Source organism: Agrobacterium sp. rho-8.1 (genome assembly GCF_033957725.1).
In the GTDB taxonomy this organism is placed as follows: domain Bacteria; phylum Pseudomonadota; class Alphaproteobacteria; order Rhizobiales; family Rhizobiaceae; genus Agrobacterium.
The window spans coordinates 2,418,674-2,442,745 of the sequence record NZ_CP192788.1 but is presented as its reverse complement, the minus strand read 5'-3'; the positions used below and the strand labels follow the sequence as shown (position 1 = coordinate 2,442,745).

The following is a 24,072-nucleotide window of genomic DNA, read 5'->3' as shown; positions in this document are numbered from 1 at the left end:
AAAGCGCCGATTGTGTGTTCAGCGCCCCTTTTTATTCAAGCTCCAGCATGATGACGGCGAGCGGCGGCAGTGTCAGTGTCGCGCCGACCTGGCCGCCTGCATCCACAGCCTGCACGCGTCCGCCATTGCCCTTGCCTGTGCCGCCATAGATTTCGGCATCGGTGTTGAGCACTTCGCGCCAGCGCCCGGCTGTCGGTAACGGCACGTAGAAATTCTCCCGGTAGACAGGCGTCAGGTTGGAAATGACCGCGACCGGCTTTTCACCCGGTGCGAGGCGCAGCCATGCCAGAACCGAATTTTCGTGGTCATCGGCAATCAGCCACTGGAAACCTTCCGGCTCGCAGTCACGTGCATGCAGTGCTCCTTTGGAGCGGTACATGAAATTCAGGTCGCGCACGAGGCGGCGCATGCCTTCATGCATATGATATTGCAGCAGGTTCCAGTCGAGCGAGGTCTTTTCGTTCCACTCGCTCCACTGCGCGAATTCCTGCCCCATGAACAAGAGCTTCTTGCCAGGGTAACCCCACATGAACGCATAGTAGGCGCGCAGATTGGCGAATTTCTGCCAGTCGTCGCCCGGCATCTTGGCAATCATCGAGCCCTTGCCGTGCACCACTTCATCGTGTGAAATCGGCAGCACGAAGTTTTCGCTGAAAGCGTAGAGCAGGCCAAAGCTGAGTTCCTGATGGTGGAACTTGCGGTGCACGGGCTCGCGCTGGAAATAGCTCAGCGTGTCGTGCATGAAGCCCATATTCCACTTGAAACCGAAGCCTAGTCCGCCTTCATGGACCGGCTGTGACACCTTTGGCCACGAGGTGGATTCTTCGGCGATCGTCATGACACCAGGGTGGTTGCCATAGATCAACGTGTTCATCTGCTGGAGAAAACGTACGGATTCCAGGTTTTCGCGCCCACCATATTCGTTGGGCACCCACTCGCCTTCCTTGCGGGAATAATCGAGGTAGAGCATGGAGGCGACGGCGTCGACGCGCAGGCCATCGAGATGGAATTTCTCGGCCCAATAGAGCGCGTTGTTGATGAGGTAGGACATGACCTCGACACGACCGAAATTGTAGATCGCGGTGTTCCAGTCGGGGTGGAAGCCCTGACGCGGATCGGCATGTTCGTAAAGGGCCGACCCGTCGAACCATTTCAGGCCGTGCTCATCAACCGGGAAGTGGGCGGGAACCCAATCCAGGAGAATGCCGATGCCGACCTTGTGGGCGCCGTTGACGAAACGGGCAAAGCCTTCCGGCTCGCCGAACCGGGCGGTCGGCGCATAAAGGCCTGTTGTCTGGTAGCCCCAGGACGGATCATAGGGATGTTCGGAAATCGGCATGAACTCGATATGGGTGAAGCCCATGTCGGCGCAGTAGGGAATGAGGCGTGCTGCCAGTTCATCCCATGTCAGAAACGCGCCGTTTTCGCCATATTGCCAGGATGAGGCGTGAACCTCGTAGATAGTGATGGGCTGGCGGCGCTGGTCGATGCTGGCCCAATGCTTGCGATGCGCGTCGTCATCCCATTCCTGCACGAGTTCGGGTGTGGTTATGGAGGCATTTTTCGGGCGCAATTCGGCGCGGCGGGCATAGGGGTCTGCTTTCAGGGGCAATAATTCGCCATGTGGGCCGATGATTTCGAACTTGTAGCTGCAACCGGCATAAACATCCGGGGCGAAGATTTCCCAGATGCCGGTGTCCTTGCGAAAGCGCATGACGTGGCGGCGGCCATCCCAATTGTTGAAATCACCCACCACCGACACGCGTCGGGCGTTGGGTGCCCAGACGGCAAAATGGAAGCCTTCCACGCCTTCGAGTTTTAGCGGATGTGCGCCCATCTTGTCGAAAAGGCGAAGATGCGAGCCCTCACGCACGAGATAATCGTCCATCGGCCCAAGTACGGGACCGAAGCTATAGGGGTCGGTCACCGCCCATTCCGCGTCGTCGCGCAACGCGCGGTAACGGATCGGCTGACGTTTAGACAGTGTGATGGGGCCTTCGAAGAAACCATCGGCATCGGTGCGGATCAAGTCGCCAGCAACGGTGCCATCGAGTGCCATGACCGTCACCTCTTCCGCGCCGGGAATGAAGCAGCGGGCCACAAAGCCGTCCGGCGTCTGGTGGACGCCTAAGACGGCAAAGGGGTTGGAATGCAAACCGCTCTTGATTGCCTCGATCTCAGCCTTAGCGATGGTGCCAGTCTTTTTCTCTTCGGCAGAATTGAGCGGTTTTTTCATCAGGCTCTCCAGATTTCGGACGCATATTGCCGGATCGTCCTGTCGGACGAGAACCAACCCATGCGCGCCGTATTGCGTACGGTTTTTTCGTACCAGCTTGCCGGTTCGCTCCAGATGGCATCGACGTCACGCTGTGCCTGTGCGTAAGCGTCGAAGTCTGCAGCGACCATGAACCAGTCATTGTTGTAGATGCCGTCCATCAGCCCGGCGAAGCGCGATGGGTCATCTGGCGAAAACACGCCTGATGCGATGGAGGACAGAGCTTGCGACAGCTCGGCGGAATTTTCGATGATGGCGCGCGGATTGTGCCCTTCGGAACGCGCCTCGGAGACTTCCTGCGCCGTCTTGCCGAAAATCATGATGTTTTCAGCGCCGACATGCTCCAGCATTTCGACGTTGGCACCGTCCAGCGTGCCGATGGTGAGCGCGCCATTCAGACCGAACTTCATGTTGCCGGTGCCTGACGCCTCCATGCCAGCCGTGGAAATCTGTTCGGACAGATCTGCCGCCGGAACCATGATTTCCGCAAGGGATACGTTGTAATTTGGAATGAAGACCACTTTCAGAAGACCGCGAACTGCAGGATCGTTGTTGATGACACGCGCGATATCATTGGCGAGCTTTATGATCAGCTTGGCGTTGTGATAACTCGGCGCTGCTTTGCCAGCAAAAAACTTAACGCGTGGCACCCAATCCAGTTCCGGGCGCGAGCGAATTTGATCGTAAAGGGCAACGGCCTCGATCAGGTTCAACAGCTGGCGTTTATATTCATGAATACGTTTGATCTGGATGTCGAACATGGCGGAGGGATCGACGCGGATGCCCATGCGCTGCGCCACCAGATTGGCAAGGCGAACCTTGTTCTGGCGTTTGATTTCGGCAAACTTTTCCCGGAAGCCCGCATCGTCTGCAAAGCGATCAAGCGCCACCAGCTTTTCTGCGTCATCGAGGAATTCATCGCCGATGGATTCACGAATGAGGCCTGTGAGGCCGGGGTTGCACTGCATCAGCCAGCGGCGAGGGGTGATGCCGTTGGTCTTGTTGTTGATGCGGTCCGGATAGAGCATGTGAAGGTCGGAAAACACCGTTTCCTTCATCAGTTCCGTGTGCAGCGCCGACACGCCATTGATGGAATGCGAGCCGATAAAGGCGAGGTTGCCCATGCGCACGCGGCGTTCGCCGCCTTCTTCGATGAGCGAGATGGAGCGGATCTGCTGGTCGACCAGCTTCTTTTCCTTGCGGGCAAAGACGAGTGTCTGCGCGTTGATCGCGTAGATGATCTGCATATGGCGCGGCAACAGACGCTCCAGCAATGGTACCGGCCAGCTTTCCAGAGCCTCGGGCAGAAGCGTGTGGTTGGTATAGGAGAACGTGCCGCGCGTGAGCGTCCACGCTTCATCGAATGTCAGGCCGTGGACATCGCACAGAAGGCGCATCATTTCGGCAATGGAAATGGCTGGATGCGTATCGTTGAGCTGGACGGACACCTTGTCCGGCAGGTTGGTGAAATCAGGATACTGCTGCAAATGGCGGCGCAGAATGTCTTGGAGCGAAGCGGACGAGAAGAAATATTCCTGTCGCAGGCGCAGTTCCTGGCCGGCAGGGTTGGCGTCGGCAGGGTAAAGCACGCGGGTCAGGGCTTCCGCCTTGTTGCTTTCGCGCAGCGCGCCGATGTGGTCGCCCGCGTTGAAGGCGTCGAGGAGGATCGGGTCGATGGGCTGGGCCGACCATAGACGCAGCGTGTTGACGCGGGTGCCGCGCCAGCCGACCACAGGTGTGTCGAAGGCAGTGGCAATCATGCGCTCGGATGGTTTCCAGACGAACCGCTCCGGGTCTTCGTAACCGCCAACGGTTTCGACCGAGCCACCAAAGCCGATTTCGTAGGAGCTTTCGCGACGCTCGAATTCCCAAGGATTGCCGTGGGCAAGCCACGTCTCTGGCAGTTCCACCTGCCAGCCATCGGCCATCTGCTGACGGAAAAGGCCGTGAACGTAGCGGATACCATAGCCGTATGCCGGGATATCGACGGTTGCCATGGATTCCATGAAGCAGGCGGCGAGGCGGCCAAGACCGCCATTGCCCAGCGCTGCATCCGGCTCCAGACCAGCGATGACATCGTAATCGACGCCGAGCGACGTCAGCGCCTCCTTGATCTCGCCCATCAGGCCGAGATTGGAGATGGCGTCGCGCATCAGACGGCCGATGAGGAATTCCAGAGACAGATAATAAACGCGTTTGGAATCGGTCGCATAAGCCTTGCGGGTGGATTCCATCCATTTGTCGATGACGCGGTCCCGAATGACCAGAATGGTGGCGGTGAGCCAGTCATGCGGCTTTGCGACCTTGACGTCCTTGCCGATGCGGTAGGTCAGTCGTTCGATGATTTCAGAGGCGAGAACGTCCGGCTCCGAGCTGCGCGGCGCGGGGCGAGGAAGATCGTTTGTTTCGAGTTTATTGATCATTGGTCGGTCAGCACCTTGGTGGGAGGATAGTGTCTGATTCTGTCGATCGGCGTGGCTGTCATCCCGGCAATTTATGCACCGATACGGGGTTGTGGCAACAGCCGTCTTGTCGAAAATATGAATGACTTTAGAGTGTTACGACAAGCGTGTGCTTGTTGTATGAAAATAATGAAAAAACCACGCAAACCGGTGTGGTCTGCATGGTCTGTAAAACGGCGGTTATGGATTTCAGTTTGTCAGACGGCTGACATCGCCAGATGCTTTCCGGGCGATATCGCCAAAGGCCTCGACGATTTCTTCCATATTCTCCGGCGCGTAATAGTTGTCGGCGCTGGTGGCGCAGGCCTGAAGAAGCGACTTGCCTCTGGCGGGCGCCATGAAGGCGACCGTGAAAATGTTGATATCGTCGGCTTTCGCTTTTGCGCATGTGCTGCGAACCGCAGCATCTACCGGCGCGTTCCAGTCGCTGCTCGATCCCGTCATTTCGCCGTCCGTCATCAGGACGATGTAGCGTTTGAAGGACAGATTGCCCTTCTTTTTATGCTCGTCGCGTTCTTTGGTATTGGTGCTTTTCAATGCGTCGAAAGCGGTGGTGAGCGCTGCATCCGCATTGGTTCCGCCCTGCGGGACGAGCGGGATGGCCTGCACATAGGTGTTGGCCTTCTTCGTTCCCCAGTCGAGGTCCTGCCCGGCAAAGCTCTTGTCGTTATAGGCGATTGCACCGGTGCGAACAAAGGTCGATTCAGGCGATCCGGAGGCCCTGTAAGTCGTGTCTGAGGTGTTGAGGGTCGTCACGAGATAGCTGACAGCGGTTTTCAGTGAGGTGCTTTTCGCCACGTAGCACGGGCTCGTTGCCTTCAGTGCTGAAGAGTTGTTGCTCCAGTTTTGGGCCGTGAAATTCTGGCACGAACTCTTGCTTTTATCGAGCGTATCGGTCTTGAAAGACATCGAGCCGGAACGGTCCAGCACCAGATACATCGACATGGGGGAGCCGTTGTTGAAGCTGCTCTCCGACGTGCTGGTGGCGCTGAGTGTCATGGAGTTCGCGCCGATCAGGCCGAGCAGCGGGTTGAGCGGCATCTGGTAGGTGACGGTTGTGGCGATGCGGAAACCGTTTCCCTTGGCGGTCTTAAATCGGGTTGCCACCGAGCCGATGTTCTCATCGAGCGCCTTCTGTTCGACTTGGCTTAGTTCCTGCGCGAAATCGGCGGCACCGATGAAACGTTTGACTTCCGCCTTGAGCTGCTCATCGCTCTCCGCACCCTCCGATTCCCGGAATTTGGTGGCGGCGGCCAGAGTTCCCGAATCGGCGACATTCTGCAAATCCGATTTGGTTTGCATGACCTTGGTCAACTCTAGCCCGGCGCCTGCAACCCCCATCAACAGCGGCAATGCCACCGCTGTCATCATGGCGAAGTTGCCCTGCCTGTCGCTCAGCAGCGCCCGCATCCGTGTTTTCATTCCGGCACCGTTGAACATCATGTCCGCCTGTTCGATCGTGAGATGAAATCACATCTACTGCGGGGCGATGGAGATTTTCCTAACGCAATCTGAACAAATTGAACGAGTGTTCAAAACGGGACGGATTTCTGTCGTGAAACGAGGCTGTGCGCCATCCCGATACGAGGCCGGTCACGTTGCGGGACAATCAGGCCTTGACGGGGATGACGTCCACGGCCTGTGTGGTCTGCTGGTTGCCGTAGCTTTTCAAGACACCGATGACAGGAGCGATATCGGCATAGTCGCGTCCGTAACCCACGACGATATGGTCGTTGCCCGCGACGATGTCGTTGGTGGGGTCCAGTTCGATATAGCCCGTCGCCTCACCGCACCAGACGCGTACCCAGGCATGCATGGCGTCGGCGCCCTCCAGCCGTTCCTTGCCCGCAGGCGGAATGGTGCGCAGAAAGCCGCTGACATAGCCTGCGGGAATGCCCAGGCTGCGCAGCGCCGAGATCATGATATGCGAGAAATCCTGGCAGACGCCCCGCTTCAGCTTGAAGGCTTCGGCTGGTGTCGTATCGACGGTGGTCGCCTCGCCATCATATTTGAAGTCCTTATAGATGCGTTTGCACAGCGCCAGCGCAATTTCACGGATCGTCATGCCGGGCTTTATCGTCTCGCGTGCGTAAGCCGCAATGGCGGCGTTTTCACCGATGCGGGGGCTGAGACCTGCGAGGTGGTGTGGCGATTGCGGATCGAGCGACCAGACGGTGGCGAGATCGCGCGGGAGTTTTGAAAGCTCGGGCGAAAAATCAGCCGTCAGTGAGGTGCTTTCCACCGAAACGCGGGCTTGCATGCGGATATCCAGCTTGTCATGCGACGCCCGCAGAAAGACCGAGGTCGCGGTTTGCTGGAAGAAATCGTTGAAAACCGTGCGCTCTTCGGGTGCGGGGGAGACGCTCAGCGATCCCGCGATCAGCCTCTGCCTGCCGGGAATTGACAGCGGCATCACGCGGATGATGTGGCGCGCGCCTGACGCCAGCGTATCGTAGATATAGCCCATGTGCAGCGTCAGATCGTAGAGCATGGGTTATCCGAGATATGTCTGGGCAAGAAGGTCCGAGAGATGTTCGAGATCCTGCTCCAACTGCACGAAGACGGCCGGCGACAGATTTTCCGGGGTCATGACCGCAAGGCCTGAGTGGACCCGCATCACCTCGCGGTAGAAAGGCGACATCTGACCGTTGACGAAGGCGTTAGGCAGTTGCTCCACCTCGGTGCGGATTTCGTTGAGCTGGAAGAGAATAGAGCGCGGGTTGAGCGGGTCGAGGCCGAGCAGGTCCATCACCGTCAGCGCGGCCGTATTCACATTGTAGCGGCGGCGATGGGTCATGACGCTGTCGCCGATTTCGAGCAGCATGTCGTAGGAACCATCCGGTGCATCTGGGCCGCTCATGTGGCCGAGCAGGCGTGTCAGATGCAGTCCGCGTTCCAGATATCGACCGATGGAGAGGAAGCGCCAGCCGGTGAAACGGTACATGTTTTCGTGCACCAGCCCGGCAAAGCCCGCCAGTTTGCGCAACAGAACCGTCATGGCATGGGTGGCGTCGTCGCCTGCTGCGACCTTGCTCTGGAAGCGGCGGGCAGTTTTGGCCAGATCGTTCAGCGCCAGCCATCCATCCGGGGAAAAGCGGTCTCTGATGTTGCTGGCGGAATAGATCGCGCTGTTGAGGTTGGCGATCAGGCTTGCCGGAACGGATTCCTCCACGTCGATATCGACGGTTTCGAGATAGGCGGTGACGTGGGCCAGAAGCGGCTGCTTGGGATCGGCGGATTCGGCAAAGCGGGCGTGCCAGGCACGCAAAATCCGAAGGGCACCTTCGGAGCGCTCGATATAACGACCCAGCCAGAACAGATTGTCTGCAGCACGGCTTGGCAGGCTGCCGGGCATGTTGCGGATGAAGTTTTCTTCTGCAGGCAAAAGCGTTGTGCGCTCCACCGGCTTGTCGGAGACGATCCAGACATCGGCGGCACTGCCGCCTGCCTGCATGGCGATGGCGGCCGTGTCATTGCTGCGACCGATGCGGGCAAAGCCACCGGGCATGACCTGCCAGCCGTCCTGCGTACGGGCTGCAAAAACGCGCAGACTCATGGGGCGCGGGACCAGCTTGCCGTCGACATAAGCGGGTGTCGTAGAGAGTGTGACGACTTCCTGTCCGACCAGCTTGTGGCCATCGCTTGCCAGCCAGTCGCCAATGGAATCCTTGGCGGTCTCCCGCAGCGACGAGCCGAGAACCGACTGGCCGTTATCATCGAAGAAGGGCAGGCGCGAGTAGGCTGGACCGATGACCATGCGCTCGATATTGCGCGCGACGTGTTCACGCTCCGCCGGCTGCCCGCACCACCATGTGGCGATGGACGGCATGGCCAGATCCTCGCCCAGGAGATGGCGGCAGATGGCGGGCAGGAAGGCGAGAAGCGCGCGGGTTTCCAGAATGCCGGTTCCCAGCGCGTTGACCATGCTCAGCGAACCAGCACGGAGCGCCTGGACCATTCCGGGGGTGCCGATATGGGAGTTCTGGTCCAGTTCCAGCGGGTCGGTATAGGACGCATCCAGCCGCCGCCACAAAACGCCGATCGGTTTGAGACCCGCCACGGTGCGGACCATGACGCGGTTGTTGACCACGGTCAGGTCTTCGCCTTCCAGCAGCATGAAGCCGAGATAGCGAGCGATATAGGCGTGTTCGAAATAGGTTTCGCTGGCAGGTCCGGGCGTCAGAACTGCGATGCGGTCATCCGGATGCTGGCGGTGCGATTGCAACGTATCGCGAAAGGCGCCGAAAAAGGAGGCGAGGCGGTGAACGTGGGATTCGGCGTAGATATCGGAGAAGGCGCGCGTGGTGGCAACGCGGTTTTCCAGCGCAAAACCTGCGCCGGATGGCGCCTGCGTGCGGTCCGCCAGCACCCACCAGTTGCCGTCTGGCCCACGTCCGATTTCGAACGAACAGAAATGCAGATAGTGGCCATCGGCCGGTTTGACGCCAGCCAGTGGGCGCAGATATTCGGGGTTGGAGGCAAGCAAGGACGGTGGGACATAGCCTTGCTGGACCAGACGGTTTTCGCCGTAGAAATCCGCAACGATCGTTTCCAGCAAATTGGCGCGCTGAACGAGCCCTCGGGAGACCGCCTCCCACTCCTGCTCGTCGATCAGAACGGGAATGTGGGAAATCGGCCAGTTGCGCTCTGTATTTCCCTGCGCGCTGTAATCGCGATAGAAGACGCCGGCATCTCGTAGATAGCGGTCGGTACGGGCGAAGCGCTCATGTAGCTCGCGCTCCTCCATGTGGCCGAGCGCACTGACGAAGTGCCGCCAGACCGGGCGAATATTGCCATGGATATCCAGCATCTCATCGGCAATTCCGGGCATGGAGCGATATCCCAGCATGGATGCCATGCCGGTTTTGCCGCTCGTCCGTTTCATCGCCGGTGCCTTTGCCAAGTCACACTCCCTGTGGGCGTCTCAAATCAAGCGTCAACGGAAACTCCGGCGAAGCCGCTTCCGGCAACAGAGGGTAATTTCCAGCCGTATGCCCCCACGGTTCGAAACGGGCCAGCCTGCGGGCTTCCGCTTCGTTTCCATTGATCGGGAACGTCTCATAGGTGCGACCGCCCGGATGGGCAACATGATAGATGCAGCCCCCGATCGATCGGTTCGACCATGTATCATATATATCGAAGGTTAGCGGTGTGTTGACCGGAAGCGCCGGATGCAGACCCTGCGATGGCTGCCACGCCTTGAAGCGTACACCCGCGACCGAAACACCGGATGTTTCCGTCTGTTTCATCGGTACGGCGCGACCGTTGCAGGCGACTGTGTAACGGGCCGGATTGGATGTTTCCAGCCGCACCTGCAAACGCTCGACCGAGCTGTCAACATAACGCACGGTGCCGCCAATGGCACCCTGTTCGCCCATCACATGCCATGGCTCCAGCGCCTGTCGCAGCTCCAGTTTCGAACCCTCATACTCCACTTCGCCAAAGAAGGGGAAGCGGAACTCCAGCTGGGCGGCGAACCATTCCGGTTTCACGTCGAAGCCGTTGTCCTTCAGGTCTGCGAGAACATCGAGGAAATCCGCCCAGATGTAATGCGGCAGCATGAAGCGGTCGGCCAGCGCCGTGCCCCAGCGCACGAAACGACCACCGGACGGGTTCTTCCAGAAGCGGGCGATGATGGCGCGCACCAGCAATTGCTGGGCGAGCGACATGCGGGCATTCGGCGGCATTTCGAAGCCACGGAATTCCACGAGGCCGAGGCGACCGGTCGGGCCATCCGGTGAAAACAGCTTGTCGATACAGATTTCCGAGCGATGGGTGTTGCCGGTGACATCGGTCAGCAGATTGCGGAACAGGCGGTCCACCAGCCATGGCAGGGGAGGCGCACCTTCGCCGGGCATCGGCACCTGCGCCATGGCGATTTCCAGCTCATACATGCTGTCATGACGGGCTTCATCAATGCGTGGTGCCTGACTTGTCGGGCCGATGAACAGGCCGGAAAACAGGTAGGAGAGCGACGGGTGCCGCTGCCAGTGCAGCACGAGGCTTTTCAACAGATCGGGACGGCGCAGGAACGGGCTGTCATTGGGGTTGGCCCCGCCCACCACCACATGGTTGCCACCGCCGGTGCCGGTGTGGCGACCGTCGATCATGAATTTATCCGCACCCAGTCGGGTCTGGCGGGCATCTTCATAAACGGCGGTGGTGATATCGACGCAATCTTTCCAGCTGGCAGCCGGGTGGATGTTGACCTCGATGACGCCGGGATCCGGCGCGACGCGGATGACGTTCATGCGCTCGTCATGCGGCGGGGTGTAGCCCTCGATATGGACAGGCAGGCCAAGATCGGTCGCGGCTTTTTCGGCAGCAGCCACGAGATCGAGATAGTCCTCGATGCGCTCAACAGGCGGCATGAAAACGCAGAGACGTCCATCGCGCGCTTCCACCGACAGGGCGGTGCGAACTTCGCCATTGATATCGCTGATCGATTGCTCGATGCGCTCCTGTGTCGCCCCTTCCGAGGCCTGAAAAGATGCTTCCGGCAGGACGCGTTCTGTCGGTGCCACGGCATCCGGCAAGGGACCGCGCGGAACCGATGGATCGGCCGGGTGGATATAGGGGAATTGCGATGGCGGAACGTGGGGCAGGGTGCCGAGCGGAATGCGGTATCCGACCGGGCTATCTCCCGGCACGAGGAAGATGCGGCCGCGCCTCGTCTTCCATTTCTCGCTCATCCAGCGCTTGTCGGAGGTGGCCTTCGCATTCCACGCCTGCACCGGCAGGATGTAACCCGTCGGTGTCGTCAGGCCACGCTCGAAGACTCGGGCGATGCGGTTACGCTCTTCCGGGTCTTTCAGCTTGGAGTTCGACGGATCGACATTGTCGGGCAGGTTGCCTTCCTTGATCAGCCATTCCGCCGGATCTTCATAGGCTGGCAGCACCAGTTCGGGGGCAATACCGATGTTGTTGGCGATGTTCGTCAGGAGTTTCTCGGCATCTTCCGACGTCACGCCGGTATCGGCACCCTCGCGCGCCACCAGATCGGGATTATGCCAGACCGATTGACCGTCCTTGCGCCAATAGAGCGAAAACGTCCAGCGGGGCAGGCTTTCGCCGGGGTACCACTTGCCCTGACCGTAATGCAGGAAGCCGTTGGGGGCGAAGCGTTCGCGCAATTTGCGGATCAGCACATCGGCCTTTTCACGTTTGGTCGGACCGACGGCATCGGTGTTCCATTCGCCGGATTCGAAATCGTCGATGGAGACGAAGGTCGGCTCGCCGCCCATGGTGAGGCGCACGTCCTGTTCGTTCAGAACTTTGTCCACCTGTTCGCCGAGCGCATTCAGGCGGTCCCAGCTTTCGTCCGAAAACGGCTTGGTGATACGCGGATGCTCGGCCACGCGTGTGACCTTCATGTCGAAGGCGAATTCGGTGTTGGCCTCACCGTAATAGCCGCCGGAAATGGGCGCGGCATTGCTGAAATGCGGTGTTGCGGCCAGCGGGACATGGCTTTCACCGGTCAGAAGGCCAGATGTCGGGTCAAGCCCCACCCAACCAGCACCCGGCAGATAAACCTCTGCCCAGGCATGCAGGTCGGTGAAGTCCACCTCTGTTCCCGAGGGACCATCCAGCGCCTTCAAGTCCGGCGTCAACTGAATGAGGTAGCCCGAGACGAAGCGGGCAGCAAAGCCGAGGTGGCGCAGAATCTGCACCAGCAGCCAGCTGGTGTCGCGGCATGAGCCCTTTGCAGTGCCCAGCGTTTCCTCTGGCGTCTGCACGCCGGTTTCCATGCGGATGACATAGCCGATTTCGCTTTGCAGGCGGGCGTTGAGGCCAACGACCATATCGACCGTCGGCTGTCCCTGCGTCCAGTCGAGCGTTTTCAGATAGTCGGTCAGAAGCGGACCTGAAGGTTCCGGCGTCTGGTAGATCGACAGGTCGGCTTGCAGCGTCTCGGGATATTCGAAAGGCCAGTAGGTGGCGCTTTCCTCCACGAAAAAGTCGAAGGGATTGTAGACCGTCATATCGGCGACGAGATCGACCTCAATGCGGAATTCGGTCACCGGGTCTGGAAAGACGTAGCGCGCCAGAAAATTGCCGTAAGGATCCTGTTGAAGATTGACGAAGTGGTTGGCGGGCGTGACTTTCAACGAATGGCTGATGACATGGGTGCGGGAATGCGGCGCAGGTTTCAATCTGATGATTTGCGGTCCAAGGCGAATTGGACTGTCATATTTGTAATGCGTCAGATGATAGATGCTTGCTTTGATTGACATTCTGGCCCTTGCCCGGTTTTTCCGGTTTACGCGCGGATCATGCCGCCCCTCTTTGATTGCTGCGACTTTGTGCAATGCACGCAAAGAAAGCAAGGAACATTTCCAGCCCGTTGCGCATTGCAGCGCCACGGTCTCCATCCGGGTTTCCCGTTGCACATGGACAAGCATGCACGCCATGCTATTGCTGTCACGATACGCACTTATGGTCGATGCCTGCAGGAGCCTCAGAATTCAAAATTTCACGGAAACGGCAAGGTACTGATGGCGCAAGGTAATCTGTCCACCGAGACGGTCGGCCATCCCACGTTCGATCTGACATTCAAAGCGCAACTGGGGATGATGGGCAGCGCGTTCTGGACATCCAAGGTGCGGGGCAGGCTCATTCTTCTGATGTGCGCGCTGCTGACCATCATCCTCGTCACGGCTTACGGTCAGGTCAAGCTGAACGAGTGGAACGCACCGTTCTACAACGCGCTCGAACGGCGCGACCTCAACGCATTCCTGCACCAGTTGGAAGTGTTCGCGATGATTGCGGGGACATTGCTCCTGCTCAACGTCTTCCAGACATGGCTGAACCAGATGACGGCGCTCAACATGCGCGAAGGCCTGGCCAAGGACATGGTCGACCAATGGTTCAGGCCCGGCCGTGCCGCACGGCTTGCGGGGTTCGGTGCCATCGCCATCAACCCCGATCAACGCCTGCACGACGATGTGCGCAACCTGGCCGAAAGCAGCACGGCGCTTGCCATCGGTCTCGTCAATGCGACGATCCTGCTGGTCAGCTTCATCGGCGTTCTCTGGGGCCTGTCGGCGGGTTTTGCCATCGAGATCAGTGGCAAGATGGTTGAAATACCAGGCTATATGGTCTGGGCGGCGCTCATCTATGCGGGCTCGGCCTCGCTGCTCAGCAACCTCGTCGGCCACCGTCTGGTACCGTTGAATTCGGAGCGCTATTCGAAAGAGGCGGAACTGCGCTTTTCGCTGATGCGGGCCAGTGAAAACGTCACCGCGATCACGCTGGCGCGCGGAGAGAAGAACGAGCGCCACCGCATCGGTGAAGACATCAACGCCGTGCTGGTTGTCATCAGGGGCCTTGCCATGGCGCTGACCCATCTGACATGGGTCTCGTCCGGTTATGGATGGCTTGCCATCGTTGCCCCCATTCTCATTGCCGCGCCCGTCTATTTTACGGGAAATCTGAGCTTCGGCGGATTGATGATGGCGGTGGGTGCGTTCAACCAGGTCAATGTGGCGTTGCGCTGGTACATCGATAATTTCGGTCCCATTGCCGCGTGGAAGGCCAACTTGCAGCGCGTCTCGGTGTTCCGCAATGCGCTGATCCAGATGGATAGTATCGAGCGGCACGGCAATACCATCGAGATCGAAACCACCACCTCGGGACCGATCCGCTGGACGTCCGTCGAAATCTGCCCGGAGGCGGGCGGGCAGGACCTGTCCCGTATTTTCCGGCTACGGGAAGCGCCCGTGGAGATCAATATCGGTGACCGGCTGATGGTCAACGGCGATCAGGGCGTCAACCGGCGTCTGTTCTTTGCAGCCGTTGCGGGGCTATGGCCGTGGGGCCAGGGCAAGATCACGATGCCACCGCGCGAGGAGATGCTGTTCATCGCCCAGCACGGCTATCTGCCGGCAACCCCTTTGCGCGAAATCCTGTGCTATCCCCGCAGCCCGCAGAAATTCCAGGAACAGGATTTTCTGGATGCAATGGAAAAGTGCGGCCTTGGCCACATCATCCCGCGCATGGACGAAAATATCCGCTGGGACAAGAAGCTCGATTCCGATGAGCAAGCCTGCGTCCGCGTGGCCAATGCGTTGGTGCTGAAGCCCCGCTGGCTGTTCATCGACGATCTCCTGGAAGGGCTTGAAACGGAAACGGTCGAAAGGCTGGCATCGGTGCTGGCGGGGATGACGGACACGGCTATCGTCTATATCGGCCGCTCGGAAACCATTTTGCAGGTGCTGTCGCCACGCGTGGTTCACCTCGATCTGGTAAAGGTTTGATGCTTACAGCTTTGCCAGCGGTGGGCTGAAATTCAGCGACGTCGTGTCGATGATGTGTACTGTCGGTGACGCGACGCGCATGATCCGCATCGGCGCGAGCGTCATCAACAAAACCAGCGCAACGACAGCCAGAACGACGACCCGGTCGTCGCGCTTTTGTCTGACGGTATTGCCACTCCAATCATATGCCATAGCGGTCCTCGCGTATATTAGTATGAAAGAATTCAACGCAAGAGTGCCGTATTATGGTTAATAGATTGTTACCAGTCGGGTTAATTCCATGCTGACAAGGCGTTGGGAGAATGTGGAGCGCAGACTTCGGGTCATCGATGACAATTACCGCGTGTAAATCTGTGCATCGGTGGAAGCTTGAAGCTGACGAGGCGTCGTGCGCCTACATGCCTGACAGAAGCGCCAGCGCCTGTTCGTGAACGGCTTTACTGCCGGCGGCAATGATGCGGCCCGCGGCTTCCGGTCTGCCGCCGTCCCAATTTGTGATGACGCCACCCGCCTGCTCGATGATGGGAATGAGCGCGCCGACATCATAGGGTTTCAAACCGGATTCGATGACGAGATCGACATGGCCGCCAGCCAGCAGGGCATAGGCGTAGCAATCAACACCGTAACGGAACAGGCGAACCTTCTCCTCGACGGTGCCATATCGTGCGGCTTCCTCAGGCGTGAAAATATGCGGGGAGGTGGTGAAAAGGATCGCGTCCGATAGCGTTTCGCACTTGCGGGTCTTGATCTGCGTGTCACCACCGGGGCCGAAATACCAGGCCTTCTGCCCATCGGCAAAATAACGCTCGCCGGTAAAGGGTTGATCCATGACACCCATGACGGCGCGACCGGAGGATTGAAAGCCGATCAGCGTTCCCCAGACGGGAAGGCCCGAAATGAAGGCGCGGGTGCCATCGATGGGGTCTATCACCCAGACATGCTCGCGGTCCGTTCCGACATTGCCGTGCTCTTCGCCCAGGATGCCATGGTCTGGAAAGTGTTGCGTGATCAACGCGCGAATGGCGGTTTCAGCGGCCTGATCGCCCTCTGTTACCGGATCGTAGCCACCATCCTGCTTGTTGGCGACGGCGGTGCCGGTGCGAAAGCGGGGCAGCGTTTCCGCCTTGGCGGCATCGGCAAGACGGAAGAAGAAATCGCGATTTGGCAGCATCAGAACCTCACTATTGCGAACGTCATCAGGTCATAGCGTGCTTCTAGCGGTCGCGTCTACTCATGTGCAACTGTTCAAAAAGCGAGCACGTTTTTTGTCAGCTGGTGCGAATTGTGAGCAATCTGTATTAATTTGAATAATATATGGGCAAAAATAAATATGATTGACAATTAAGCACTTTGGCCATAACTTTTGGTCACAGTCTTTGACTGTAAATACCCTCCTTGGGTGTTTCCTCCCTAGACTTGACCGCGCCAAGGCGCGGTTTTTTTTGTTCGCCTGTCAGTGCGAGCCAAGGGATCCGTGGTTGTCCGTGATTGGGGCCGCTATTCGGCGGCAAATGCCATGTCGATCGCATATTCCGTAACGAACATGGAAAGCTGGCGCATGAAGGCTTCGAGTGCCGCTTGCAGGGCTGCGAACTCCCGCGTTTTCAGCAGCGTCTTTTCATCCACGTAAAGTGCGCGGCTGACCTCTATTTGCAAGGCATGCAGTGAACGGACGGGGCGGCCGTAATGTTCGGTGATGAAGCCGCCAGCATAGGGCTTGTTGCAGACGGCGGTGAAGCCCAGTTCTTCGAGAAAGTGCAGGGCCGCGCGGGAAATTTCACCCGATGCGCTGGTGCCGAAGCGGTCGCCGATAATGACATCAGGACGGATGTTGGAACCCGCAAGTCTGATATTGCCCGGCATGGAGTGGCAATCGACCAGCACGGCCATGCCGAAATTGGCGTGGGTGCGCGACACCAGCTTGCGAAGACAGGCATGGTAGGGCTTGTAGATTCCCTCGATGCGGGCAAGGCCTTCGTCCACCGGCAGGCGGTGGGTGTAGATGTCCATGTTTTCGGCGACGATGCGCGGCACGGTGCCCAGCCCGCCGGCGACCCGCATAGAGCCGATATTGGCATAGGACGGCAGGGCGCCTTCGAACATGCGTGGATCGAGCTCGTAGGGCTCGCGGTTCACATCCAGATAGGCGCGCGGAAAGTTGGCCTTGAGCAGCGGTGCGCCCATATCGACGGCGCCGGAAAACAGCTCATCGACGTAATGATCTTCCGAACGGCGGATCTCGTAGGAATTCAGTCTTGATGATTCGAGGAAGGAGACCGGGTAGCAGCGCCCACTGTGGGGGGAGTTGAAAACGAACGGAATGCTGTGAACGGCTGGTTCGTGCACCTCGAAGAGTTCGTACTCGCCCGTAACCCAGTCCATTCCGCCCCGTTTACCATGTCATAATTCTGCCAGAAGCTTCATGTTGCCAGTTAAGGCAGAGCAAGTCCATACTGTGCAACAGTCGCCCGAGTCATGATTCTACCGTTCACGTGATATTTACTGAAGATGCGGTATGATCGGGATAAGGTATTCCAATTAATCCAGAAGCTACGGTCATTTAAATGGTACAGAAAATTCTTCTCGCAGAAGATGACAACGATATGCGCCGCTTTCTCGTGAAGGCGTTGGAGAAAGCCGGATACAAGGTTTCCTCGTTCGATAACGGCGCAAGCGCCTATGACCGGCTTCGTGAAGAGCCCTTCTCTCTTCTCCTGACCGATATCGTCATGCCGGAAATGGACGGCATCGAGCTCGCCCGCCGTGCCACCGAACTAGACCCTGACCTCAAGGTCATGTTCATCACCGGCTTTGCCGCGGTCGCACTCAACGCTGATTCGAAAGCTCCGAAGGATGCGAAGGTGCTTTCCAAGCCTTTCCACCTGCGCGATCTCGTCGACGAAGTGAACAAACTCCTTGTGGCGTAAGGCCTCGCATAAAGCTTTCACAAAACGGAAAAAAAGCAGTTGACGCTTCATCCGGTTTCGTGATTTATGCGCCGCAACGGATGGGCGTATAGCTCAGCGGGAGAGCACTACGTTGACATCGTAGGGGTCACAGGTTCAATCCCTGTTACGCCCACCATCCTAATTCAAAAGTATCAAGGCCTTGCGAGACATCGCGAGGCCTTTGCTTTTTGGGTCAAGCTTTTGTGCATCGACCAATACGTCAGTTTCCCATTGTTATCTTCCACCGATATTGGTTGTCTGATGCACGGCTTTTCATCATCGCGCCGATGATCTATGCATTTAATGCATAGCGGACGTGAGAGCTTGTGTCTTATCGCGGGGCGAGTTGAGAGCTATATTCCAATCATCGAAACGACGTTGGAACCGAAGCAAGGTTGCTGGCGTCAAGAAGCCTCACGAAAGGGGATTATCATGAACGTAGCACGCTCTTTCAACAACTGGCGCAAATACCGTCAGACCGTTACCGAACTTGGCCGTATGAGCTCGCGTGAGCTTCAGGACCTCGGCATCAACCGCTCCGACATCCACACGGTCGCTCGCGCGTCTGTCGGTCGCTAACACCGCCTTTATTTCAGATTTGATGATGTCAAACGCCTGCGCCTGTCGCGGGCGTTTTTGCGTCTGGCTTATCCCGATCTTTTCGAGGCCATCAGCCATAGCAGGTAAGGGCCGCCGATCAGGGAGGCAAAAAGGCCAACCGGGATTTGGTATGGATATATGACGACCCGCGACAGCCAGTCGGCCGCCATCAATATGCCTGCGCCGATGAGGATGGCGGCAATGAGCTGGTGGTTCGGTTTCTGAAAGCCAATGAGCCGGGAAAGGTGGGGCGCGATAAGGCCTGCCAGGCTCAAGGGTCCCACGAGGAACGACGCGATCGCTGTCATCAGCGCGGCAAACATCGCAAGCACCAGCCGGGCAGAGATTGTCTGCACACCGAGGCTGCGGGATACAGCGGTGCCGAGCGGCAGGATGGTGAGCCAGCGGGTCATGAACAGCACCGGCACCGTCAGCACCACCAGCGAGGCGATCGCCGTCCAGGCTTCGAACGCACCTGCGCGGCTTGTCGATCCGGATAGCCACGTCAGAAGGGTGAAGCTGCGCATATCGCCCTGCGCCAATACGATGCTGATGATGGCCATGGAAAAGGCGCTGATGGCGATACCTGCCAAAAGCAGGCGTTCTGCAGAAAGACCCGAGCGTCCGGCGACGGCGATCATGACGAGGAAAGCTGTAAGAGCGCCCACGGCCATGCCTGCCATCATCACCATGGGTGAGGGGAAGCTGAAGAGGAAAAGCGTGAGCGTCAGGCCAACGCCGCCGCCTGTTGAAACGCCCAGTACTTCCGGACTGGCGATGGGGTTGCCGGTTATCCGTTGCATGATGAAACCGGCTGCGCCCAGCATGGCACCGGCACCGCCCGCTGCCACGATGCGCGGCAGCCGGAAGGGCAGGAGGTCGGTGAAGCTTTGCCCGAAGGCTGCGCCCCACCCCTGAGCGGATGGGCCCAAGGCGATGACGGCGATGAACAGGATGGTGATGGCTGTTGCCAGAGCAGCCAGTGCCATCATCGGTTTGCGCAGCGGTCGCAGCGCGTTGGCGGCACTGGCTGTCGCCATCGCGAAACCCTGCACACGGGGCAGCAGCAGCAACACAAGCGGGCCGCCCAGAAGCGCTGTTGCAGCACCGGTCGGGGCGAGATCGGAAAAACCCGGACCCAGCAATTGCGTCAGGCAATCGGTGAGAAACAGGATGGCCGCACCTGTGAGTGGTGCGACGGTCATAATCTGTGCAGTGGTGCGCGCGCCGCATAGGCGTGCGACGCTGGGGGCCGCCAGCCCCAGAAAGCCGATGATGCCGACGAGTGCCGTGACCGATGCCGAGAGCCAGACGGCCAGCAGCAGGACGGCAAACCGGGTGGCGTGGAGGGCCGCGCCGAGGCTTTTGGCGCTGGTATCATCAAGCGCGAGAAGATTGAGCGGGCGCATCAGCGCCCAGGCTGCGAGAAGGCCTGCGGTAAGCTTGGGCGCGAGCGAGATCACACCGCTCCAATCCTGCTGGTTCAGCGCGCCTGCGCCCCAGATGTGGATGGAGAGCGCATATTCGCCGCGTGCCAGAATGAGCGCGATGCTGAGAGAGGCGGCGATGAGGCTGACGATCATGCCCGAGATCGCTACCGTGACCGGCTCAAGCCCACGCCGCCAGCTCAGTGCAAGGACGATGGCAACGGCCCCGAAGCCGCCACTGAGCGCGATCAGTTCCCGCGACAATCCGTTCATGACAGGCACGACGCCGAGGCCGAGGGTAAGGGCCAACTGCGCGCCTGAAGCGATGCCCAGCGTCGATGCATCGGCGATGGGGTTGCGCAGCACCCGTTGAAGCAAAGCGCCCGACAGACCAAGAGCCGCACCGGCAAGAAGCGCGATGCTGGCACGCGGCAGGAGGCTGTCCCACAACAAGATCGTGTCGAGGGCGGCGGCGGAGGATGTGTCTGGTGGAACATGCGGGCGCGAGATCACCAGCAGCACGAAGGCGGCGATACAGGCAAGGCCAAGCATGATGGCAAAGATCGGTCCTGATGTGTGTGGTCTCTCCGGCACAATCAGACTAGCCGTTCTGGACATGGGACAATCCTTGCGCCAGCAGATCGGCAAAGCGGCTTGCGGCAGGTAAAGCGCCATAGGGGTTGACGGACCCGATGGTGAGCACGCGCTTCTTCCGCACGGCAGGCAGGGCGTTCCAGAAAGCGCTTTTGGTCAGCGTTTCCAAGGCGTCCTGCGGGTGCGGTGGTATCAGAATGATGGTGGCGTCCGGCATGGAGGCCAGCGTCTCGATGCCAACAGGTGCCGTTGCCGAATAGCTGGTGGCGCTTGTCCACGCATTGGTGAGGCCGACGCGTGTCAGAACCTCTCCGAACATGCTGTCTGCGCCAAAAACGCGAAAATGGCGCGCATCTCCCAGATTGATCAGCAAAACAGGTCTGCCGTCGCCGCTGGAAAATGTGGTTTTGTAACGTTCGAGCCTCGCTGCGAAATGATCGACCAACAGTTTTGCTGTCGGTAGCTGTAGCTTCTCGCCGATTTCCAGTGTTGCCTTTTGTGCAAGTTGATAGGGGCTTTTGCCGGGGACGTAGATGGCGTGGCTTTCCACGGGCGCTATTCGCTCGATCAGCGAATCCGCCCAGGCGTAGAAATTCGAGTTGAAGATGATATCGGGACGGGCCGCATACAGCGCTTCGATATTCGGTGTGCCGCGCAGGCCGATGTCTGATGTCTGCGGCGGCACGTCGGGCTTTACCGCCACCTGGGCGAATTGCCGAAGCTCGGTTGCAGCCACGACATGTGCCCCGATGGCCAGCAGCGTTTCCAGAAGTGCCCAGTCAAGCGTTGCAACGCGTGGGACCGCAGGCTGAGCGCCTGCGCGACTGGCAACGGCGAAGGTGGCAGCCGTTGCTGCAAGCAGGGTCCTGCGGGTCAGGCTTGGCATGTCCGGTGTCTCTCCTTGCCGGTATCGGATGGTTCGATATCCAGACACCGGGCTTCAATAAACTTGCATTCGTTTATCAACTTTGTGTATGGCGTCAATATCGATGGTTCGGCTCAACCGGCCCGTTCCGATCCTCAAACGAAGTCCGCGTGGATATGCCCTATGCCCGACGTGTCTAAAGCCAGAAAATCGCCTGTTCTGTCGTTGACGGAGGTGAGCTTTTCCATCGAGGGACGCACGCTTTTGCATCCTTTGACGCTTCAACTGGACGCGGGAAAATCCATTGCGCTGATCGGCCATAACGGTTCCGGCAAATCGACGCTTCTGAAACTGATCGGGCGACAGCAGAAACAAAGCGGTGGCAGCATCCATTTCGAGGGCAAGCCTCTCGATGATTGGAGCGCCCGGGATTTCGCCCGGCGGCTGGCCTATCTGCCGCAGAGAACACCGGCTGCGCCTGGCATGCTGGTCAAGGAATTGGTGGCACTTGGGCGGTACCCCTGGCACGGTGCGCTGGGGCGGTTCGGAGCGAATGATCAACAAAAGGTCGACGAGGCCATCGAGTTGACTGGAATAGCGCCCTTTGCCGAACGCATGGTCGATAGTCTTTCAGGCGGAGAGCGCCAGCGCGTTTGGCTTGCCATGCTGGTTGCGCAGGATGCATCATGCCTGTTGCTGGATGAGCCGATTTCCGCCCTCGATATCGGCCACCAGCTGGAGGTTTTATCCCTCACGCATGATCTGTGCCGCAAGAAGGGTATTACCATCATCACCGTGCTGCATGATGTCAATATGGCGGCGCGGTTCTGCGATGAGATCGTTGCCCTGCGGTCAGGACGGTTGATTGCCCACGGCACGCCGCAGGAGGTGATGACGGCAGATGAGCTTTTTCGAATCTATGATGTGCGCGTGGACGTTCTTCACCAGCCATCCAGCGGACGTCTGGTTGCGCTGGCGCAGTAAGTCTCTCTCTACTTCTGGCCGGCCCGGCGCATCGGCATGCGGTCGATGAGATCAAACAGCGCAACGCTGCCGACGACATCCTCGCTGCGAAGCTTGACGCCGCCATCCTTGCCGATCAACACAGCCTCGAAGGATTTTCCATCGGCGCCAGCTTCGCGGGTCAGCGCTTGCGCGTCGATACCTCCTGCATTTCCGAAGATCGGCGTCACCTTATCCTGCGTCACATGCAGCACGACCATGTCACGATCTGCCAGTTCTGCTTCTTGTGCGCGGATCGTGGTGATCTGCTTTTGGACTTTCGCGTCTTCCGTCTGGCCGAAGACCACCAGAACCCGGTTTTTCCATGTGAAATGCGCCAGGCTATCCATGCTCCACCCTTGTGTGTTCGATGCCAGCAGCAGGGCTGCGGCCAGAAAAAGCTTTCTCACGGTTTCAACCCTCACTGTGAGCAGGGTGAACGCAAAACGCATGCCCTCGGTTCTCACACGGTTTGGTGTTCCCCGTTAGGAAAGCTCGGCGGCGGAGGGAGAAAGGCTGCTCTGGTCGGTCGCCACCGTCATCATATTGCCGCGCCATGAGACGGAGGAGCCCAGAAGGCTTTTGGTCCAGACGGCGGGCAGGAAAATGTCGCGGATCATCATCGCCGGGACGCTTCGCCATGAGGTGTGCCAGCCTGCGCGTTTGGCGAGGTAGAGTTCCGGCAGGTAAAAGCTGGCGATGACAGCGACTGCGCCCGCGAGAACCAGGGCCGTACCGGCTCCAGCGGCGATGAGTGCCACAATGACCAGCAGTAGCGGCGGGACCGCGCCGACGAAAATTTCAGGCGCGAAGAACAGCGGGAACGTGACGCGCCGCAGCCTGCCCCAGCGCGTCTGGCGCGACCATATCTCGCCAAGGCTGCGTTGCCCGAGCGGCTGCTCGAACGGAGATGGCACGAGGTGAACATTCAGCCCTGCTGCCCGCACGAGCTTGGTGGCCGCTGCATCCTCGGCAATTTCGGCCCCCAGCGCCTCGATACCACCACGCGCATCGAGAAACGGCTTGTTCCACAGCATGGTCTTGCCCTGAGCGAAACCATTGCCCAAGGCTTCCGCCGAGTATTGATAACGGGCCTGGAACGTGTTGAGAAAGCAGCATTCGACCTCGGCCCAGATGTCTTGCGGGCGCGAGCCGATGGGCGGGGAGCAGACCAAGCCGGTATCGTTGCGCCAGGCCGCCATCAACGTCGTGATGTAGTCTGATGGTATCAACACATTGGAGTCGGCCAGCACCACCCAGTCATGGGCCGCTGCCCGCCAGCCCTTGACGCAATTGTTCAGCTTGGGATTGGCGCTGATCCTGTCATCGCCGATCAGCACTCTCGCGCTGATATGCGGAAAGGCTGCCAAGTGTGATTGGACCTCTTTGATGACGGGATCGTTCCTGTCCGCCACACAGAAGATGATTTCGTAGTTCGGCCATTCCAGAGCGAAGGCGCGGGAAATCGTCAGCTGCGTGAAATTCTCGATGCCGCGCAGGGGAATGACGAGGGAAACAGGCGGTTTCGATGTCGCAATTCGATTGGGGGGCGGCGTTCGTTTCAACCGGACTGCCGCAATCGTGATGCTTAAAAGATGCACGAAGAGCAGGATGAGCGCGCCAACGCCAAGGGCAATGTCCAT

General features: G+C 59.0%; 17 protein-coding genes and 1 tRNA gene. 5 read left to right on the top strand and 13 right to left on the bottom strand.

Features of this window, described 5'->3' with window-relative positions; translation table 11 throughout:
• Window positions 1-31: 31 nt before the first annotated feature.
• From glgB to RMR21_RS12085, 6 genes are all read right to left on the bottom strand, one after another.
• Window positions 32-2,236, bottom strand: coding sequence for a 1,4-alpha-glucan branching protein GlgB (gene glgB / locus RMR21_RS12110; RefSeq protein ID WP_498668248.1), 2,205 nt, complete (start codon window positions 2,234-2,236; stop codon window positions 32-34).
• Entirely contained in the window at window positions 2,236-4,698 is a 2,463-nt protein-coding gene (locus RMR21_RS12105) for a glycogen/starch/alpha-glucan phosphorylase (protein WP_498668247.1), read from the bottom strand. The genes glgB and RMR21_RS12105 overlap by 1 nt, the downstream gene beginning before the upstream one ends.
• Window positions 4,699-4,926: 228 nt before the next feature.
• Window positions 4,927-6,159, bottom strand: coding sequence for a vWA domain-containing protein (locus RMR21_RS12100; RefSeq protein ID WP_498668246.1), 1,233 nt, complete (start codon window positions 6,157-6,159; stop codon window positions 4,927-4,929).
• Window positions 6,160-6,346: 187 nt separating this feature from the next.
• Window positions 6,347-7,228 carry a transglutaminase family protein gene (locus tag RMR21_RS12095; protein WP_498668245.1) on the bottom strand — a complete coding sequence of 294 codons (882 nt, stop codon included), beginning with the start codon at window positions 7,226-7,228 and terminating at the stop codon, window positions 6,347-6,349.
• Between the two features lie 3 nt (window positions 7,229-7,231).
• Window positions 7,232-9,640 carry a circularly permuted type 2 ATP-grasp protein gene (locus RMR21_RS12090; protein ID WP_498668244.1) on the bottom strand — a complete coding sequence of 803 codons (2,409 nt, stop codon included), beginning with the start codon at window positions 9,638-9,640 and terminating at the stop codon, window positions 7,232-7,234.
• A gap of 1 nt (window position 9,641) precedes the next feature.
• Window positions 9,642-12,971 (bottom strand): transglutaminase family protein, encoded by a 3,330-nt coding sequence (locus RMR21_RS12085; RefSeq protein ID WP_498668243.1) that lies wholly within the window; start codon window positions 12,969-12,971, stop codon window positions 9,642-9,644.
• A gap of 261 nt (window positions 12,972-13,232) precedes the next feature.
• Here RMR21_RS12085 and RMR21_RS12080 point away from each other — a divergent pair, with 261 nt between their 5' ends.
• A complete protein-coding gene (locus tag RMR21_RS12080; RefSeq protein ID WP_498668242.1) occupies window positions 13,233-14,993 on the top strand; it encodes an ABC transporter ATP-binding protein/permease in 1,761 nt (586 codons plus the stop codon).
• A gap of 3 nt (window positions 14,994-14,996) precedes the next feature.
• Here RMR21_RS12080 and RMR21_RS12075 read toward each other — a convergent pair whose 3' ends face one another.
• The 3 genes from RMR21_RS12075 to RMR21_RS12065 form a co-directional block, all read right to left on the bottom strand.
• Window positions 14,997-15,185 (bottom strand): hypothetical protein, encoded by a 189-nt coding sequence (locus RMR21_RS12075; RefSeq protein ID WP_498668241.1) that lies wholly within the window; start codon window positions 15,183-15,185, stop codon window positions 14,997-14,999.
• Window positions 15,186-15,387: 202 nt separating this feature from the next.
• Window positions 15,388-16,164, bottom strand: a complete 777-nt coding sequence (hisN, locus tag RMR21_RS12070; RefSeq protein ID WP_498668240.1) for a histidinol-phosphatase — start codon at window positions 16,162-16,164, stop codon at window positions 15,388-15,390.
• A gap of 326 nt (window positions 16,165-16,490) precedes the next feature.
• On the bottom strand, window positions 16,491-17,375 hold the full coding sequence (locus RMR21_RS12065; protein WP_498668239.1) for an N-formylglutamate amidohydrolase: 885 nt from the start codon (window positions 17,373-17,375) through the stop codon (window positions 16,491-16,493).
• Between the two features lie 182 nt (window positions 17,376-17,557).
• Between RMR21_RS12065 and cpdR the strand changes: the two genes are divergently transcribed.
• The 3 genes from cpdR to RMR21_RS12050 all read left to right on the top strand — a co-directional run bounded on the left by cpdR (window position 17,558) and on the right by RMR21_RS12050 (window position 18,520).
• Window positions 17,558-17,920, top strand: a complete 363-nt coding sequence (gene cpdR / locus RMR21_RS12060; protein ID WP_027675545.1) for a cell cycle two-component system response regulator CpdR — start codon at window positions 17,558-17,560, stop codon at window positions 17,918-17,920.
• Window positions 17,921-18,002: 82 nt separating this feature from the next.
• Window positions 18,003-18,077, top strand: a tRNA-Val gene (locus tag RMR21_RS12055).
• A 296-nt stretch (window positions 18,078-18,373) separates the two neighbouring features.
• On the top strand, window positions 18,374-18,520 hold the full coding sequence (locus RMR21_RS12050; protein WP_498668238.1) for a DUF1127 domain-containing protein: 147 nt from the start codon (window positions 18,374-18,376) through the stop codon (window positions 18,518-18,520).
• A 68-nt stretch (window positions 18,521-18,588) separates the two neighbouring features.
• On the opposite strand, the gene fhuB is transcribed toward RMR21_RS12050, so the two are convergent.
• Window positions 18,589-20,586, bottom strand: a complete 1,998-nt coding sequence (fhuB, locus tag RMR21_RS12045; RefSeq protein ID WP_498668237.1) for a Fe(3+)-hydroxamate ABC transporter permease FhuB — start codon at window positions 20,584-20,586, stop codon at window positions 18,589-18,591.
• Window positions 20,570-21,448: an ABC transporter substrate-binding protein gene (locus tag RMR21_RS12040; protein WP_498668236.1), complete on the bottom strand. Its 879-nt coding sequence runs from the start codon at window positions 21,446-21,448 to the stop codon at window positions 20,570-20,572. The genes fhuB and RMR21_RS12040 overlap by 17 nt, the downstream gene beginning before the upstream one ends.
• Before the next feature lie 162 nt (window positions 21,449-21,610).
• Between RMR21_RS12040 and RMR21_RS12035 the strand changes: the two genes are divergently transcribed.
• Window positions 21,611-22,411, top strand: a complete 801-nt coding sequence (locus RMR21_RS12035) for an ATP-binding cassette domain-containing protein (RefSeq protein WP_498668235.1) — start codon at window positions 21,611-21,613, stop codon at window positions 22,409-22,411.
• Window positions 22,412-22,419: 8 nt separating this feature from the next.
• Here RMR21_RS12035 and RMR21_RS12030 read toward each other — a convergent pair whose 3' ends face one another.
• Both RMR21_RS12030 and RMR21_RS12025 read right to left on the bottom strand, forming a co-directional pair.
• Window positions 22,420-22,839: a DUF4174 domain-containing protein gene (locus RMR21_RS12030; protein ID WP_498668234.1), complete on the bottom strand. Its 420-nt coding sequence runs from the start codon at window positions 22,837-22,839 to the stop codon at window positions 22,420-22,422.
• 75 nt (window positions 22,840-22,914) lie between these two features.
• Window positions 22,915-24,072, bottom strand: coding sequence for a ceramide glucosyltransferase (locus tag RMR21_RS12025; protein ID WP_498668233.1), 1,158 nt, complete (start codon window positions 24,070-24,072; stop codon window positions 22,915-22,917).